Annotated in this window: 18 protein-coding genes; all 18 read right to left on the bottom strand. The window is 47.4% G+C overall.

The window, feature by feature from the left end; translation table 11 throughout:
• Window positions 1–7 precede the first annotated feature (7 nt).
• Window positions 8–274 (bottom strand): RNA-binding S4 domain-containing protein, encoded by a 267-nt coding sequence (locus V1499_RS00395; protein ID WP_316572800.1) that lies wholly within the window; start codon window positions 272–274, stop codon window positions 8–10.
• A 27-nt stretch (window positions 275–301) separates the two neighbouring features.
• On the bottom strand, window positions 302–1,771 hold the full coding sequence (mazG, locus tag V1499_RS00390) for a nucleoside triphosphate pyrophosphohydrolase (RefSeq protein ID WP_409276189.1): 1,470 nt from the start codon (window positions 1,769–1,771) through the stop codon (window positions 302–304).
• Window positions 1,771–3,378, bottom strand: a complete 1,608-nt coding sequence (locus tag V1499_RS00385) for an oligosaccharide flippase family protein (RefSeq protein WP_409272974.1) — start codon at window positions 3,376–3,378, stop codon at window positions 1,771–1,773. The genes mazG and V1499_RS00385 overlap by 1 nt, the downstream gene beginning before the upstream one ends.
• Window positions 3,379–3,555: 177 nt before the next feature.
• Window positions 3,556–4,092, bottom strand: a complete 537-nt coding sequence (gene spoVT, locus V1499_RS00380; RefSeq protein WP_409272972.1) for a stage V sporulation protein T — start codon at window positions 4,090–4,092, stop codon at window positions 3,556–3,558.
• A 255-nt stretch (window positions 4,093–4,347) separates the two neighbouring features.
• The gene (mfd, locus tag V1499_RS00375) at window positions 4,348–7,878 is read right to left on the bottom strand and encodes a transcription-repair coupling factor (protein ID WP_409276188.1); all 3,531 of its coding nucleotides are present in this window, start codon (window positions 7,876–7,878) and stop codon (window positions 4,348–4,350) included.
• A gap of 108 nt (window positions 7,879–7,986) precedes the next feature.
• Window positions 7,987–8,217 carry an anti-sigma-F factor Fin family protein gene (locus V1499_RS00370; protein ID WP_316572797.1) on the bottom strand — a complete coding sequence of 77 codons (231 nt, stop codon included), beginning with the start codon at window positions 8,215–8,217 and terminating at the stop codon, window positions 7,987–7,989.
• A gap of 83 nt (window positions 8,218–8,300) precedes the next feature.
• Window positions 8,301–8,861 carry an aminoacyl-tRNA hydrolase gene (gene pth, locus V1499_RS00365; RefSeq protein ID WP_409272970.1) on the bottom strand — a complete coding sequence of 187 codons (561 nt, stop codon included), beginning with the start codon at window positions 8,859–8,861 and terminating at the stop codon, window positions 8,301–8,303.
• A 66-nt stretch (window positions 8,862–8,927) separates the two neighbouring features.
• Complete coding sequence (locus V1499_RS00360; RefSeq protein WP_409272968.1) at window positions 8,928–9,563, bottom strand: 50S ribosomal protein L25/general stress protein Ctc; 636 nt, start codon at window positions 9,561–9,563, stop codon at window positions 8,928–8,930.
• Window positions 9,564–9,717: 154 nt separating this feature from the next.
• Complete coding sequence (locus V1499_RS00355) at window positions 9,718–10,674, bottom strand: ribose-phosphate diphosphokinase (protein ID WP_409272966.1); 957 nt, start codon at window positions 10,672–10,674, stop codon at window positions 9,718–9,720.
• Between the two features lie 16 nt (window positions 10,675–10,690).
• Window positions 10,691–12,064, bottom strand: coding sequence for a bifunctional UDP-N-acetylglucosamine diphosphorylase/glucosamine-1-phosphate N-acetyltransferase GlmU (gene glmU / locus V1499_RS00350; RefSeq protein ID WP_409272964.1), 1,374 nt, complete (start codon window positions 12,062–12,064; stop codon window positions 10,691–10,693).
• A 236-nt stretch (window positions 12,065–12,300) separates the two neighbouring features.
• Window positions 12,301–12,591, bottom strand: a complete 291-nt coding sequence (gene spoVG, locus V1499_RS00345) for a septation regulator SpoVG (protein ID WP_042453823.1) — start codon at window positions 12,589–12,591, stop codon at window positions 12,301–12,303.
• Window positions 12,592–12,753: 162 nt separating this feature from the next.
• Complete coding sequence (locus V1499_RS00340) at window positions 12,754–13,128, bottom strand: RidA family protein (protein WP_409272962.1); 375 nt, start codon at window positions 13,126–13,128, stop codon at window positions 12,754–12,756.
• Window positions 13,129–13,130: 2 nt separating this feature from the next.
• Window positions 13,131–13,964: a pur operon repressor gene (purR, locus tag V1499_RS00335; RefSeq protein ID WP_409272960.1), complete on the bottom strand. Its 834-nt coding sequence runs from the start codon at window positions 13,962–13,964 to the stop codon at window positions 13,131–13,133.
• A 54-nt stretch (window positions 13,965–14,018) separates the two neighbouring features.
• Window positions 14,019–14,885 (bottom strand): 4-(cytidine 5'-diphospho)-2-C-methyl-D-erythritol kinase, encoded by an 867-nt coding sequence (gene ispE / locus V1499_RS00330; protein WP_409272958.1) that lies wholly within the window; start codon window positions 14,883–14,885, stop codon window positions 14,019–14,021.
• A 276-nt stretch (window positions 14,886–15,161) separates the two neighbouring features.
• A complete protein-coding gene (locus V1499_RS00325) occupies window positions 15,162–15,329 on the bottom strand; it encodes a hypothetical protein (RefSeq protein ID WP_409272957.1) in 168 nt (55 codons plus the stop codon).
• The gene (locus V1499_RS00320; RefSeq protein WP_409272955.1) at window positions 15,326–15,508 is read right to left on the bottom strand and encodes a small, acid-soluble spore protein, alpha/beta type; all 183 of its coding nucleotides are present in this window, start codon (window positions 15,506–15,508) and stop codon (window positions 15,326–15,328) included. The genes V1499_RS00325 and V1499_RS00320 overlap by 4 nt, the downstream gene beginning before the upstream one ends.
• Before the next feature lie 411 nt (window positions 15,509–15,919).
• Window positions 15,920–16,183, bottom strand: coding sequence for a biofilm formation stimulator Veg (gene veg / locus V1499_RS00315; RefSeq protein WP_053368670.1), 264 nt, complete (start codon window positions 16,181–16,183; stop codon window positions 15,920–15,922).
• Window positions 16,184–16,472: 289 nt separating this feature from the next.
• Entirely contained in the window at window positions 16,473–17,360 is an 888-nt protein-coding gene (gene yabG, locus V1499_RS00310; protein ID WP_409272953.1) for a sporulation peptidase YabG, read from the bottom strand.
• Between the last annotated feature and the right edge of the window lie 76 nt (window positions 17,361–17,436).

Below are 17,436 nucleotides of genomic sequence, written 5' to 3'. Positions count from 1 at the left end.
ACAAGCCTTATTCCCCTGATGGCGCCTTTTCTTCCTTCAGGATTGTATACATTTCAGCCGCTTCATCCTTGCGGGAGGTTTCCTGAATCCGGTCAACCCTTGCGGTTACAATTCGTTGGCCAAAACGGATTGTCAACTCGTCTCCTACCTTGACAGTCGTGCTTGCCTTCGCCTGGTTACCGTTTACAAGGATCCTTCCCTGGTCGGATACTTCCTTAGCAAGCGTCCTTCTCTTAATGATCCTCGAAACTTTCAGGTACTTATCAAGCCTCATTGTTCTTTCCCCCTATTCTTTTCAAATCTATAACCCGTTTTTCTTGGCGTCATCCCAATACCGGTCAAGCTCCTCAAGCGAATGGCCCTCGATCGCCTTGCCGCTTTTCTTTACCATTTCTTCAATGTAACGAAAGCGGCGCACAAATTTATCATTCGTTTCAATAAGGGCTTCTTCCGGATGGATGCCCAGGAACCTTGCGACATTAACAAACGCGAATAAAAGGTCGCCAAATTCCTTTTTAGCAAGTGTAAGCCCGGCTTCACTTGTTAATTCAGCCTCGAATTCTTGTAACTCTTCCTTAACCTTCTCGAATGCGGGGCCGATTTCCTGCCAGTCAAACCCGGCCTTTGCCGCCTTTTTTTGCAATTCATATGCTTTCATAAGGGCAGGAAATGATTTCGGTATGCCTTCCAGAAGAGACTCTTTCCTTATAGCCCCTTTTTCCTGCTCCTTGATTTTCTGCCAGTTAGCGATAACCTCATCCGCTGTTTCCGCCGTTTTTGTTCCGAAAACATGCGGATGCCTTCTAATCATTTTAGCTGAAATCGATTCAATTACATCATTGATTGTAAAATACCCATCATCCTCGCCAATTTGCGCATGGAGCATTACCTGGAGAAGAACATCACCCAGTTCTTCTATCAAATGGTCGATATCTCCACTGTCGATCGCGTCAATGACTTCGTATGTTTCTTCAAGCAAGTATTTTTTCAGGGAATCATGGGTTTGTTCCTTATCCCACGGGCAGCCATTTGGACCCCTCAAAACAGAAATAATATTCCTTAATTCGGAAAAATCGCGCATATGTAGCTCTTCTTGAGTTACCGGAGGAACATAAAGGGTAACAAGATTATGTATTTCTGTTGTATGGTCCAGTTCATAAAGAGGCACCTTTTCTATCTTTTCTTCCGGACTGCCAGCCGCTGTTACGATGTACACTTCATATTCATCCGGCAGCCTCTCCATCAATGTAAGTTTGACATCCGAGGCGATCAGCCGGTCATAAACCTGGCTGATGAACATATGCTGCCGCAACTGCAGCTGATCGGCACTGAGGGCCGTTGCATCAAGGAGCTGGAAGCCTTCCACAGGGTCGATTCTTAAACTAAGGAACAGCGCATCGAGAAAGCTTTGTCCCCCTCCGAACCTGATGCTAATCCCCTCTTGCTTCTCCTGTGCTTCCAGCAGGAGCTGGACTGTGCGTTCCGCTACGAGCGGATGGCCCGGCACCGCATATACTATCGGCCCGAGGCCTGCCTGTGTAAGAAGGATATCGCGAATTTCTTCATATACCGCTTCAAATGAATCATGTTTTTCATAAATGGAATCAAAAGAGGTATAGGTGAATCCTTCCTTCTCAAGCTCACCTACGACAGGATGTTCCTTTGTCCTAAGGAAGACCCTTCCCTTCTGTTTTAATTTTTTGTACACCCCTAGGGGCATGGCATCCAAATCTGCCGAGCCTAACCCAATGATTTCAATTTCTTTTTTCATCATATCCTGCTCCTATCTTTTGGCAGCAATAATAATAGTTTGCTTCCGAACGGAAACAGCGCAAGGTCTTCCGTGCGAAAGACGCCGCTCCTGACGATGGCCAAGGCGTAAATAAAGGCTCCGCACAAACTTGCCCCCACCGCCTGTATGGCCGCGGCCGCCCGTTCGCTGCCGATTCCATATAAAAAACCGGTACCCGCGAGGAACAATTTTAAAAATATGAGCATCGCCGCAAGGGCAATGCCTGTTTTTTTCAAAAATACCCACTGAAAAATCTCCACGTCCATACTGCTCTTTAGGAACAGGATGGCACAAATGGCGATTCCACATAACGTTATCGCTGTTGCCCATGCCGCGCCCAGCGTCCCAAATTGTGGAACGAGGGCAAGATTGAGGATGTACTTTAGCGGGAAGCCCAAAAGGATGGCTGCGGCTGGCTTAAACAAGACCCCGCGGCCCTGCAAAATGGCCGCAGCGGTCGAGATGACCGAGCTAAAGACGATTGCACTGCTCAATACCGCAAGCACTGCGGTGCCTTTTGCATTTTCAAATAGCATGATATTGGCGGGCTTTGCAATCATCCAAAGCCCTGCGGCCGCACCGGCCCCAATCATGGCAGTTACGTGCATCGCAAGCCTGATGTTATGGACCAGGAAGGCTTTGTCACGCGTAAGCCTATTGCTCGCAATTAGGGGCACAACCGATAATGAGATAGCAGAGGCCACCGCGAGGCCAAGCTGGATGAGGGGCTGGCCGCGGTCGAATATCCCTTTCATTTCCTTTGCGGCTTCTGGGGCAATGCCTTGGCCGACAAGAAGAGAATACAGGTTCAAAGCATCTGCAAGTTGAATAAAAACCATTAACAGGCTGGCGATGCAGATGGCGAGGCCCTGGAGCCCCAGCATTTTGGCTGCATGTTTGATTTCCTTTAAGGGCGGCATCCGAAGCGAATGGGAAAAAACGCTGAGCAAATCTTCCCTTCGGTTCCGGAAAAACAGCGCGAGGATCGCGAGGGAAACAATTCCCCCTGTAATGGACCCAAGCATTGCCCCAGACCCAACATAGTACAAGGAAAGGCCTTGGCTGGTAAACAAGACGGCAACCATGAGTATGGTTGCTACCCGGACAACTTGCTCACCAATCTGCGAAGAAGCCGTGGGGACCATATCCCCTTTTCCCTGAAAATAGCCACGCAGGACGGAGATTGGCGGAAACAGTAAGAATACAATAGAAACAACCTTAATCAATACAACGAGGCCTGGGTCTCCCATCAACCGCGCTATAAATCCCGCCCCAGCATAAAGCACCCCAAAGCATATCAAACCAAAAAGCTGCAGGACGATATACGAAGCCGCTAGAAGCTGGCCGCCCCGCTCTCTCCTCTCCGCATATAGCTTCGAAAGGACGACCGGAAAACCGGTCGTAGCTAAGGCAATCGCAATTCCATAAAACGGGTACACTTGCTGATAAATATAAAAGCCGACATCCCCGGCGATATTCTGGAATGGGATTCGGTAACCAGCACTTAACAGTTTTGTTACCAACACGGCAGCCGTCATGATGAAGGCTCCCTTAAAAAGATTTTGCGCCTGTTTTACCGGCTCCATTGCAGTCTCCTTCATAAACGAATTCGACAACTATTATAGCATATGGCCATATTTCCAGACGATAAGCCCATTAGAAAGGCCCAAGGGGCAGAAATACGGCGGATAGAGGAACAGGATTTCACTTTCCATTATCCAAAAAAGAAGGCTGTACCCGCTTTGGGACAGCCTTCTCCTTCATTATTGTTCCATTTGCCTTGCAAGAAAGCTTGCTGCGGTTTCAACCGCTTTTTTCTCCACTTCCCCAAGGGTGCCCTCTTTTGCAAAAATGATGACTGCTCCGATTGGGTCGCCGTTTGCGATAATTGGCCCGATTGTGTAAGAAGAAACCGATTCATCGATACCATCGACCAACCCAATTGTCCCTTGCTGTGTGACGAGGACCGAAGAGCGGTCTTCCATAGTCTTTTCAACCAATTCTCCAATGTTCTTGTTCAGGAAATCCTTTTTGGAGCCTCCCGCCACCGCGATATAGGTATCCCGGTCACATATTAAAACTGGGTTTCCAAGGCTGTCATAAAGCGCTTCTGCATATTCCCTTGCAAAATCGCTTAACTCACTGATTGGCGAGTATTTTTTCAGGATTACTTCTCCATCACGGTCGACGAATATTTCCAATGGATCACCTTCCCGTATACGGAGGGTTCTGCGGATTTCCTTCGGGATAACAACACGACCCAAATCATCGATTCGACGAACTATACCTGTTGCTTTCATCCAATGTTGCCTCACTTTCATCTGATGATTGAAATTGGTGTTCCTTTTTCCTTTATGGTGATAGCATCACCAAGTTTGAACTTAGTATCCTTCATATGGAAAGTTCTATTCATAGGCGAATAGATTTTATTTGTGATAACAAAACTTCCAAAACAGGATAAAGATGCCAATTGAAATGTCCGGCTACATTGTAGAAGTACCCAAGTTTATTCATCCTAAAACATTGAAACCGATTAAAAAACGATAATGGAGACATTATTTCTTCCGTTTTGTATTCCGGGCGGCGTCCAATCCCCTGGTAATTTCATAAATGGCATGGAGCCACCTCGATGTTTCCTCCCCACGTACATCCAAGGTGATCTTAAACTTGCTTCCATCCATTCCAAACCCGGCCCTGCGGCCATAAGGATAGGTAACTTCAACAATTGCATCTCCGGGTACTTCCGAGCTGCCTTCCTCATTCAAAAGGACGGTGATTGTATCCTTTATCTGTCTGATTGATTCGACTCCCGCCTTTAGGGCGTGGATTTTTATTTCGGCAACATTGAACAGGTAGGAAACCTCGTCCGGATATTCCCCAAAACGGTCTTTCAATTCTTCCTCCAGTTCGTTCAGGTCATCAATCCCTTCAATTCCCCTGAACCGTTTGTACATCTCGATCTTTTGGTGCCCATCCCGAATATAGGAATCCGGTATATATGCATCAATTTCAAGATCGATTTCGACAGTCGGCCTTACTTCTTCTTTCCGCTTTCCTTTTCGTTCTTCAATCGCTTCCTTCAGCATTTGGGAGTAAAGATCGAAACCAACGGAATCTATAAAGCCGTGCTGCTGTGCGCCAAGCAGATTTCCTGCACCCCTTATCGACAGGTCCCGCATCGCGATTTTAAAGCCCGAACCTAGTTCGGTAAACTCTTTAATCGCATGAAGCCGCTTTTCGGCCACTTCAGTAAGAACCTTGTCCTTCCGGTAAGTAAAATATGCATAGGCAATCCTGTTTGACCTGCCGACACGCCCCCTCAGCTGATAAAGCTGTGACAACCCCATCCTGTCCGCATCATGGACAATCAAGGTATTGACGTTCGGAATATCGACTCCTGTCTCGATAATGGTCGTGCTAACAAGAACATCGAATTCCCCCGCAAGAAAACTGATCATAACGGATTCGAGCTCATTTTCCGACATTTGGCCGTGTGCATAAGTAACCCGGGCATCCGGGACAAGCACGGAAATCTCCTCCGCCTTCCGTTCAATATCCTCAACACGGTTATATAGGAAATAAACCTGCCCATCCCTTGCAAGTTCCCGTTCAATCGCTTCCTTTACAAGCATCCCATTGTATTCCATCACATAGGTCTGGATTGGGAAACGGTTTTCCGGGGGAGTTTCAATGACCGACAAGTCACGGACGCCGAGCATCGACATATGGAGTGTCCTTGGAATCGGCGTTGCGGTCAGCGTTAAGACATCCACATTGGTTTTTAACTGTTTGATTTTCTCTTTATGTGTGACCCCAAACCGTTGTTCTTCATCAATAATCAATAAGCCGATGTCCCGGTAAACGACGTCTTTGGACAAAAGCCTGTGTGTGCCGACAACAATGTCAACGGTTCCCGCTTTCAGTCCTTTAATCGTTTCCGTTTGTTGCTTTCTTGAACGGAATCGGCTTAAAAGGCCAATATTGATTGGGTAGTCCTGGAACCTTTCCCGGATAGTTTCATAATGCTGCTGCGCAAGGATTGTCGTTGGAACGAGGAAGGCGACCTGTTTTCCATCTGCTATAGCCTTGAAAGCGGCCCGTATGGCAACTTCCGTCTTCCCATAGCCAACATCCCCGCAAAGGAGCCGGTCCATCGGCCGCGGCTTTTCCATATCCCGCTTGATTTCATGGATGGAGCGCAACTGGTCTTCCGTTTCCTGGTAGGGGAAGGAAGAATCGAATTCCCGCTGCATATCGCCGTCGGGGCTGAAGGCATAACCGACAGCGGCCTCCCGCTCCGCATACAGCTTAATCAAATCATCCGCAATATCCTGGACGGATGACTGAACCTTTTTCTTCACCCGCTTCCAGTCGCTGCCACCAAGCTTATAAATCTTTGGTTCTTTTCCTTCCGATCCAACATACTTCTGGACAAGATCAATCTGTTCAACAGGGACATAAAGCTTGTCTGTCCCCTGGTAGCGAATATGGAGGTAATCCTTGTGCAGCCCATTGATGACGAGCGTTTCAATGCCAAGGTATTTCCCAATCCCGTGATTGACATGGACAACATAGTCGCCGACTTTCAACTCCGAGTAACTTTTGATTCGCTCCGCATTGGATAGCTTTTGGCGCTGGCGGGATTTTTTCGGGCGCTTGCTAAAAAGCTCTTCCTCGGTAATCACCGCGATTTTCTGCAGGGGAAGCTCAAATCCACCCTGAAGGCCTCCATGCATGATAAGTACGCTGCCTGGAACAAGCCTTGCGTCCCCGCTTGCCATTCCCGCTTCGATTCCATAGTCCTCGAGCACCCTTTGTAGCTTCCCGACACGCTCCGAATCTACACCGAGGAAAAGGACGGTATAACCGCCTTTCCTCCAGCGTTCCATCTCCGATTTCAATAGATGCATTTGGCCATGAAAATTTTGCATCTGCCTTGATGAAATATTGATAATATTCTGCGGGCTCGTATTGGCCACATGGCGAAGGAACAACGATAAGTACAAGACCGGGAAAGCCCGTTTTTGGAAAAGTTCCTGGACATGGTGAGATAAGGATAAACCTTGAATGATTTTCCCTTCGCTTAAAAGCGATGTATACCACTCGGCTTCTTCCCGGTCGAGCGAGTCATTCATTTCCTGTACCCTGCTGATTTCATCAATCACGACCAAGCCATTATCAGGAAGATAATCTAGTAAACTAGCTGGATGTTCATATGCTATGGAGGCATACTTGAATAGTTGGTCCGGGCGCTGGCCATTCTTCAACTGTTCCAATTCAAAGGAAATATTCTGCGACATCTGAAGTTTCGCTTTATCATCTTTGATGGCCTTCAGGCTTTCAGCCAACCCTTCCTCAAGTTTCTGGGATACCCGCAAAAAGTCACCTTCGCCAAACGGCAACTCTGTAGCCGGGCCAATCAACGCTTCCGTGACTTTGTCCCTTGAACGCTGGTCTTCAAGGGAAAAGGTCCGAATCGATTCCACTTCCGTATCAAATAACTCGATCCGGAGCGGATTGGTCTCCGTAAGCGGAAATATATCTATAATTCCGCCCCTGACGCTGAATTCGCCAGGGGTTGAAACCATCTCCGACCGGACATAGCCCATATTCACAAATGCTTCAAGTACCTCGTCTATATCCAGGTCCTTATCTTTGCTAATCCGAAGCTGGTACTCTTGCCATACTTTCTTCGGGGGAAGAATCTTCCTCATCCCCGCTACAGGGGCAATCAGGATGCCTTTTCCACCCCTGCTCCAGTCATTCAGCACCTCAATCCTTTGCGCCCTTAGCTCGGGGCTTGCAATGCTCATCTCGGCAGCGATCAATTCATTTGCAGGAAATAAGTAAACTTCCCGATCCGATAAAAGACTGGAAATATCATCATAAAGCTTTTGTGCCTGAAGGAGGTTATGGGTGACCAAAAGGATCGGCCTGCCTGTTTGCTTGTAAATCGACGCAGCTAAAACCGTCCGGGATGAGCCGGATAGTCCAGCGACAAGCTGCTCCTTTAAGCCGCCTTCCGCCCCGCTGATAACAGATTGTATGTCTTCCTGTTCAAGAAACAGGGTTTTTAGTCCTTCCATCCCAACCCCTCCTTTCCCGGCTGCTTTTCCTTTTTCTCCAAAACTCATACATTTTACTCCCATCGTATAGAAACAGAAAAACGCTTTGGAACTTTATCCAAAGCCTGATTAATGAATCAAGTAATCATATTGGTGTAGACTAGGGTTTTTTTCTAATGTTTCCTGACAATTTTCACATATGGACTTTATTTCTATATCACCGTTTTGCTGATATGAAACCATCGCCGCCCTTTCCCGCCCATTAAGCGCATGAAGGCCGAGCATCACAGAGTCGGCAGATGTATGCCCAATCGAACCGAGCGCGACGCCGCAATGGCGGCAAATATAATGGATAGACAATCAATTCCCTCCTAAGGCAAGCCGTACCCATAGTATGGACGGCAGGGGAAAAGATTATTCATTCCCTTTATTGTATTGCATGCTCACTGGTTAAATTCATTCATAACCTGTAAAAAAGGCTTTTCAAGCCATGCTTCACAGGCGGCGGCGCTTTTCTCTACGGCTTCCGCCATCAACGGTTCCTCTTCCTTCCTAAACCGCCCGAGGACATAATCAGGTACAGCCATGCCGGCTGGCGGCCTGCTAATCCCAATCCTGATCCTGTTGAAGTCAGCTGTTCCAAGGTGGGCGATTGTTGATTTGATTCCATTATGCCCGCCAGGACTTCCTTTTTGGCGGAGACGGATTTTTCCAACAGGTAAATCAAGATCATCGTAGATAACGAGGATGTCCTCCGTGCCAATTTTATAAAAATCCATGGCCGCGCGGATGGATTCACCTGACAGGTTCATATATGTGAGGGGCATCAGAAGGATTACCTTTTCGCCTTTGTAATGGCCCATCCCAAACATTCCTTTGTGCTTCAGCTGGTCCAGAGGGATGCCAAGCTTGTCCGACAGGCGTTCAACGACTGCAAAGCCAATGTTATGCCTTGTGTCCGCGTACTGTCTGCCGGGATTTCCTAAACCGACAATCAACTTCAATCCCGATTCCCCCGCTCAATAAATGATAAAAGACGTAACCTTATTTCTAAGGCTACGTCTGGTTTATTATTCTTCAGAAGGCGCTGTTTCCCTTCCTTCTTCGTTCTCAGGAACTCCTCCGTCCTGCTGCTCGCCAGTATCAATTTCTTCCTCAACCCTAGGAGGCAGGATGGATGCAATCACCTCGTCCGGCTCATGATTAATCTCGAATTTGCCTTCTGTGTTCAAATCGGCAATCGTAAGCACGTCTCCCACCTGCATCGAAGTAATGTCCACTTCAATTGCAGGAGGAATATTTGCCGGAGTGCTTGTAATGGAAACTGCGAATAACGGCTGTTGCAGAACACCGCCATCCCTTACTCCCTGAGAGTCCCCTACAAGGGTGACGTTTACTTCGGCATTGATCTTCGTCGACTTATCCACTGCAAGAAAGTCTGCGTGAATAATATCATTGTTAATGACTTCTTTTTGGTAGTCAGTCAGGACAACCTCCTGCTTGTTCCCGTCTACATCAAGGGAAAAGACGCCGTTCCTTCCGACTTCCTTAATCGTTTTGGCAAAATCCGCCGCACTGACATATACAGGCGTGCTTTCAACATCAGACCCGTAAACGACAGCCGGAATATTGCCCTCCCTCCGTAACTTCCTAACAGAAATCTTTTTCTCTCCGCTGCGGTTTGTTGCCTGCAAAACTGTACTCATGAATTTATCCCCTTCCTATTTCTTCTATGGTTCCTCTAATAAAAAGTGCCCTAAAAGAGGTAGGTTTAAACGCATTAGACTTAACTAAGAGGCGGAACCTGCTACAACGTGAGGAAAAGGCCATGCCTGTACGGAAGGCCCTCACAAACAGATTTTAATCAAACAATGTACTTACGGATTGTTCTTCATGTACTCTTATAATGGCTTCGCCAATAAGAGGAGCAACTGAAAGCGTCGTAATCTTATCTATTTTCTTTTCATCCTTCAACTCAATCGTATTTGTTACAACAAGCTCTTTAATATTCGAGTTCTGGATGCGTTCAATGGCTGGCCCGGACAAGACCGGATGCGTGCAGCACGCATACACCGCTTTAGCACCGTTTTCCGCAAGCGCATTCGCAGCTAGCGTGATTGTGCCCGCAGTATCAATTATATCATCAATCAGGATTGCTACCTTGCCTTCAATATGTCCGACGATATTCATTACTTCGGCTACGTTCGGGCGCGGACGGCGCTTATCAATGATTGCGATTGGCGCTTTCAGGCGCTCAGCCATCTTCCGCGCGCGTGTCACGCCTCCGTGGTCAGGGGAGACAATAACAATATCCCCGTTTAGATCCCTGGTCTTAAAGTGTTCCGACAGGATAGGCACACCCATCAGATGGTCAATCGGGATATCAAAGAAGCCTTGGATTTGAGGCGCATGCAAATCAAACGTAATAACGCGGGTTGCCCCTGCTGTTTCAAGCAGGTTTGCAACCAGTTTTGCAGTAATCGGCTCACGTGCGCGCGCTTTTCTGTCCTGGCGCGCATAGCCATAGTAAGGCATTACAATATTTATCGTCTTTGCCGACGCCCGTTTCAACGCATCGATCATGATAAGCAATTCCATAATATTTTCATTGACTGGAGCGCTCGTTGATTGGATGACATAAACATCGCAGCCGCGGATGCTCTCTTCAATATTAATCTGAATTTCCCCATCACTGAAGCGGGTAACGGAGCATTTTCCCAACTCGACACCGATTACTTTGGCAATTTCATCGGCTAGTGGGAAGTTAGAGTTCAGGCTGAACACCTTTAAATTCGGATCTAGGTATTGATTTGACATAATGGCCTCCAATTGGTTATTTCCTTATGTTAAGTTTTTGAACGTAGTTTTCTTTGTTTACCTGCCGCGCCCTTGCAAGTGACAATGCTTCAGGAGGCACATTTTCAGTAATGGTGGAGCCCGCAGCGACATAGGCGCCTTTTCCAATCGTCACCGGGGCAACCAGGTTCGAATTGCAGCCGATAAATACCCCATCTTCTATTTTTGTCAAAAACTTGTTTTTGCCATCATAGTTGACGGTAATGGAGCCGCAGCCGATATTGACGTCCCTTCCAACCTCGGCATCTCCAATATAGCTCAAGTGGGATGCCTTGCTGGAATCGCCGATCACTGCTTTCTTTATTTCTACAAAATTGCCGATTTTCACGTCGTTGCCAAGAGCTGAATCTGGGCGTATATGGGCAAATGGCCCGATATTGACATTGGATCCAATTGAACTCTTAAAAGCTGCCGATTGGCGGATAACAGATTTGTTCCCAATTTCACATGAATCTATTTCAGAATTCGGCCCAATTACGCATTCTTCACCGATGACCGTTTTTCCGCTAAGGATGGTCCCAGGGTAAATAACCGTATCCCTGCCGATTTCAATGTCAACGCCAATGTAAGTATTGGCAGGATCAATTAGCGTGACTCCGTTCCTCATATGAAGTTCGTTGATGCGCTCCCTCATAAGCCGTTCAGCTTCCGAGAGGGCGACCCGATCGTTGACGCCAAGCGTTTCATCGGGATTTTCGGCAAGATATGCCGTAACCGTTTCACCCTGGCCCTTGAGGATTCCAATAACATCCGGCAAGTAATATTCCCCCTGCGCGTTCTCATTGGAGACGCTTTGAAGTGCTGCAAACAGGGCCTTGTTGTCAAAGCAGTAGGTTCCCGTATTAATCTCTGTTATCGCACGTTCTTCCTCACTGGCGTCCTTATGCTCAACAATTTTTTCAACATGCCCGCTCGGATTACGGACTACACGGCCGTAACCAGCCGGATTTTCCATATTGGCGGTAAGGACCGTAGCCTTTGCGGATTGTTCCGTATGGTGGCGGAGCAGCGCCTCCATTGTCTCTGCCCGGATGAGAGGAGTATCTCCGCATACAACAAGGGTCGTACCTTCCCGGCCTTCGAGCAGAGATGCCGCCTGCATGACAGCATGGGCCGTGCCAAGCTGCTGGTCTTGCAGCGCGTATTTGCATTTTTCCTTAAGTGTTTCCTGTACCTGTTCAGCACCATGGCCTACGATTGTAACAATTTCTTCAATGGAAAGCTTTGATATCTCGTCAACTACATGCTCCACCATTGGCTTTCCGCAAACAGGGTGAAGCACTTTGTACAATTTCGATTTCATACGTGTCCCTTGGCCTGCAGCCAGAATGACAGCAAAACGGTTCGACATGGCCATGCCTCCAATATCCTTTTGAATAGAATAGAATTGTGTTTCGATCTTCAAGGCAGCCGCCCGGCAGCTACACTTTATCCAATTTAAAATATTAACGTAAATGGGCGCCCATTTCAAGGATACAGGAGGAATGTATAATATTGACACAAGGGTGGAATCCACGGGGACTATAGGGGATAAGGCAAAACGAAAAAAGAGCCTGACTTTCGAAGTAGGCCCTCGTTGCGGTATTCTTAGGAAGCTCCGGCTTCTTCAAATTCTACTTCCAATTCTCCAAGGCGGTGGTACTCGGCCAGAACTGCTTCCTGAATCTTCCCGCGGGTTCCGGAATTGATCGGATGGGCAATGTCCCGGAATTCCCCGTCCGGAGTCCGCTTGCTCGGCATTGCCACAAACAAGCCGTTGTTGCCATCGATCACACGGATGTCGTGGACGACAAATTCATTGTCGAGCGTTATGGATGCAATCGCTCTCATTCGCCCTTCTGTGTTTACCCGCCGCAATCTTACGTCTGTCACTTCCATTTGTTCACACCCTTTTCTCTTGAAAAATAAAATCCTATTACTCATATTCGCCAGATGTTTTTATTTTCCTTCTTTGTTTTGAGATTTTTTTGAAAAATTAGGGCAAATTAGTGAACCATTGATAAAAATGGGATAAATTGGACTATTTTTTCGTAAAATTGTTCATTTCACGAGTGCCACAACTTCAATTTCAACAAGCGCATCCTTTGGAAGCCTCGATACTTCTACCGTTGACCTAGCAGGCTTATGTACCGGAAAATATTCTGCGTACACTTCATTCAATGCCAAAAAATCATCCATGTTTTTTACAAATACCGTTGTTTTTACAACTGTTTCAAAGGAAGCTCCCGCAGCGGACAAGACTGCCTCTAAATTCCTGAAAACCTGCCTTGCCTGGGCAACAACGTCTCCTTCCGCCATTGTTCCTTCTGGAGTGAGGGCGATCTGCCCTGAGCTGTAAAACATGTTATTAACAATAATCCCCTGGGAATACGGCCCGATAGCGGCAGGGGCGTTTGAAGTTTGGACACTTTTCATGTTTATCCCTCTATTCCATTTCGTTTAAAATAGTTGCCTTCCTTTACTTTGATCCTTCTTTCTTTTACGTCCACATCAGCAAGTTGGACAAGCGAAATATATTCATCAACGAGCCTTTCCTCGATTTTCTCCGATTCAACAAGCACCGCAATGCCAGCAACCGATGCATTGAACTCCTCTAGGAGGCTGACCATCCCGACAACTGTCCCGCCGGCTTTCATAAAGTCATCGACAATCAGAACACGCGATCCTTCCGCTAGGCTGCGCTTGGAAAGGAGCATCGATTGGATCCGTTTTGCCGATCCGGATACATAGTTGATACTGACTGTCGGCCCTTCCGTAACTTTGCTGTCGCGCCGGACGATTACCAACGGAACGTTCAACTGGGTTGCGACTGCATATGCTAGCGGAATGCCTTTCGTAGCCACTGTCATTACAACATCAATTTTCGCTGAGGCATAGGCTGATGCGATGATTTTCCCTGCTGTTTCAACAATAGACGGATTCCCAAGGATATCCGCCAAATACAAATACCCCCCCGGCAAGAGGCGGTCCGGCTTTGCAATCAATTCACAAAGCTCTTCAATAAATAGCTTCGCATGTTCATCGCTCATTTTTACGAGGAATTTAACCCCGCCGGCTGCTCCAGGGACAGTTTGCAGGGTCCCTACACCCCTATTTTCCAGCGTTTCTTTAATAATCGCCAAATCTTCGCTTATTGATGATTTGGCCGAGGAATACCGTTCAGCGAAAAAGGTAAGCGGTACCAGTTCGCGGGGCCGTTCAAGCAAGTAATGGGTCATATCGATTAGGCGTTCACTGCGGCGAAATTTCATGGAAACCTCCAAAATACCGAATGTTTTAATTTAATGTAACATAAATGTACGGATTTATTCAAGGTGGCGCTCTCCAAGTATTCTTACCGCAAAAACCTGCCCACAAAAACCCCTTAACCCATTGTAAATTCTGTTCAGGCGGGAATCATGCCTAACAAGGCCAAAAACAGTCGGTCCGCTTCCGCTCATTAATACAGCATCCGCCCCAAACCGTTTCATTTGGTCCTTAATTTGCGCGACTTCCGGGTATTGCTTTAATGTAACTTCTTCAAGCGCATTTCCGACATTCGCGCAAACCCGCTCGTAATCCTTATCCCTGATTGCCTGAATCATCGATTTGGTATCGGGATGGACAATTGCTGAAACGTCGAGTTTTTTATAAACATCGGCTGTTGAAACCCCGACGTACGGCTTGGCAAGGATTACCCAGCATGTCGGAGGGGAAGGCAATTCCTCTATTAGTTCCCCCCTGCCGGTTGCAAGGGCTGTTCCCCCGTAAACACAAAAAGAAACGTCCGATCCAATTTCAGCGCCAAGAACGGCCAATTCATCAAGGGACAGGCCGAGTCCCCATAATTTGTTCAATCCTCTAAGGGCCGCTGCCGCATCGCTGCTCCCACCGGCAAGCCCAGCCGCTACAGGGATTACCTTTTCAATCGCAATCGTAACTCCATCTTTGACATGGAAACGATCCTTTAAAAGCTTTGCTGCTTGATAGGCAAGATTCCGTTCATCATCCGGCACATACCGGCTTTGGGAAAGAATCCGTATTTGGCCATCGTCCGAGCGCGATAGTTCGAGACGGTCAGCAAGGTCGATGGTGGTCATAATCATTTCTACTTCATGATAGCCATCCGGCCGTTTGTGCAGTACATCAAGCGACAGGTTGATCTTTGCTGGTGCTTTGACTAAAAGCTTCACTGAGGTCCACCTACTTTTATATGTTCCAGCTGGCACCCAATCCGGCCACTCCCCGGATGAAATGGCGCGTTTCCCTTTTTCCGGGGTGCTTTCGCATCCCTAAGGCAAATGCTGGACTATTCCACCTGTTTTTGTCCTATTTTACCACAAAAATAAAAGGATAAGACCCTTGTTTCTGAAGCTTACCTGAAAAAATGCAAATAGGCCGGGGAGAATCCCGGCCTGCCGCGCTGCGAATGTTATTTTATTCGAATGGCCCGCGGGTCAGGTTTCACGCTAGCCGTTTTTTGAATACCAGATTTGTCCCGGCTCTTCCAGATGTTCTTCCTTTTTCAGCAGGTTTCCAGGGCTGTCAGGGCCAGATGCAAGGAGGCCCAGCTTTTTATAGGCGAGCCTTCCGGCCACAACGAGATTCCTCAGCTTGTGAAGCCGCTGCCGGCTCACCGTGTTCTGCTCTCGAGAAGCTGTTGCTCGGCCAGCTCAATCGCACGCTTGACCATGTTGCCCGCGTCACGCGCCCTTATTCCGCCCCAGCCTTCCCTTTCAACGACATCATAGAAACCAAGGTCCTTTGCCAGTTCTTCTTTAAAACGGTCAGACATCACTCCACGTCTTCTCGCCATATTTAAAAACCCCTTCCGGCAGGCGCGGCATTCTTAGTATGCTGGCAATCCCGCCGTTTCATAATACCTTATCCTGTCAGAAAAGCGGAAGCGCCCGTTTAGCGCCGTATGGACTGGAGGACCCCGATGGAGATAAAGTGAAACTTCCATCAGCGATGGTTTTCCGCTGATGGTTAGTTGAACGAATCGGACCTTTAGGGACAGTTGCCCTTAAGGGCTTACTGTCCCTTAACGGTGGGATAAAGGAAACACGATGAGCGAATGCGAATCGATGTTGACTTATCGTAGCGAGGGGGCCGAAGTACACTAGGCGCTGGGCGCAGGAGCTAGACAAGAAAAGCGGAAGCGCCCGTTTAGCGCCCCAACGCAAAAACAGCGGCTCAAATCGCCGCTGTCCTGCAAAAATTATATCTAGCTTAGTGCTGCCTGTCCTGCTGATTCTTCATAGAAGGTGATTTCGACGGTTTCTGTCAGTACGTCCGCGTAGCTGTATGAAACCCGTTCAAATGCATTTTCTTCCTGATCCAGTTCAATAACAAATACTGATGGGTAAGTCTCCGCCAGGACGCCTGACCGTTCAATCGTCTTCCTGCGGCCTCCGTTTGCTTTAAGCAGCAGTCTTTTACCCAAATTTGAATCTAGAGCCTTTTTAATGTCGGCAAGTGTTTTTGGCATTTCGGTCCACCTCACTGTGTAAAGTATAACACACTGACATAAAATTGTCAAAGAAAAAACATAAATTATATCAGTCCCCGAAAAAGATTGTCAATATTTTTTGTTCTTCTTTTTTCTTTAAATTTCAACAATCGTTAGTTTTACCTATCCACAGCTTTTTATGTAATGGCAAATTTTCCAGCTAGATAGATTCATTTGTGTTCTAAAGAAACCTTGTGGTTGATTTCCAAACTCTTTATGTAAGAATTTACAATGTCTATAAAAAGAAAAATAAGCCTCCTCCTAAGGCTTATTCCCCTTCTTGCGCGTATTCCGGGCGGTAGGGCATTCCGGTCCTTAAAACACCCTTTGTTTCAATCCCTCCAAGCCCTTTCTCTCCCGTAAGCGTGTTCCGTAAAACATCCCAAACATGGATGCGCTCCATGAACGGCGTAAAGCTTATTTTAGCGACGATATAAACAGGGTCTAGCGCATGAATATTAATCCTTGAAGGAGAGCTGGCAAAATTGGCCCCGGCGGTTATGAGCGATTCAAAATGTGACTGGCACGCCCCTGCAAAAATGACGAGCTGGTCGAGGCTAGGAACCTTCCTCCTCGCCTCCTTTACAGTCTCGACAAATTGTTTTGAATGGCGGTATGCATTGAGGTCGCTCATTTTCCCTTTCGCTTTCGAATAAGCATCATGCCCGGTAACCACTAAGATATCCGGCCGGTAATAATCAAGGAACCCCCCAATGCGCTCTGGCATCTCCTTTTCACTGCAATGGATTCCATATACGGGAATACCGATTTTTTCATAAAGGGCAAGGCATTTTTTCAAATACGTTTGATCCCCGTCGAGATGCAGTACCTTACCGGGAATTTGAAAATAATTGGCCGGCTTGGCATACCCCCCGGTCACTTGGTATTCCTGCCGTTGCTTCAGCAAGGTTACGTCCTGGCGGAAAAGTTCAAGGGACTGTTCCTCCCTGGAGCGGTATTCATTTGACAGCTTTTGCATCTCGGCAAGGCTCATGATTACTAAATCCTTAATGGGGGCATCTGCCGCTAGCCGAATATATTCCCCATAAAGATAAGCAACCTGTCGGCCATCCTTCTCCACGATATCGATTACCCGGAATAGGATGTCACAGTTATACGAGCGCCTCCCCACAATATCCATTTTCTTTATAGCCACAGAATTCACCCCAATAGGTTTCTTCCATAAGCTATGCGGATGCAAAACAACAGGTGACTACGGAGGCAGGGAGCCT

The sequence above is a fragment of the Neobacillus oceani genome, assembly GCF_046237595.1.
GTDB lineage: Bacteria > Bacillota > Bacilli > Bacillales > Cytobacillaceae > Bacillus_D > Bacillus_D oceani.
This window is presented reverse-complemented; position numbering and strand designations above follow the sequence as displayed.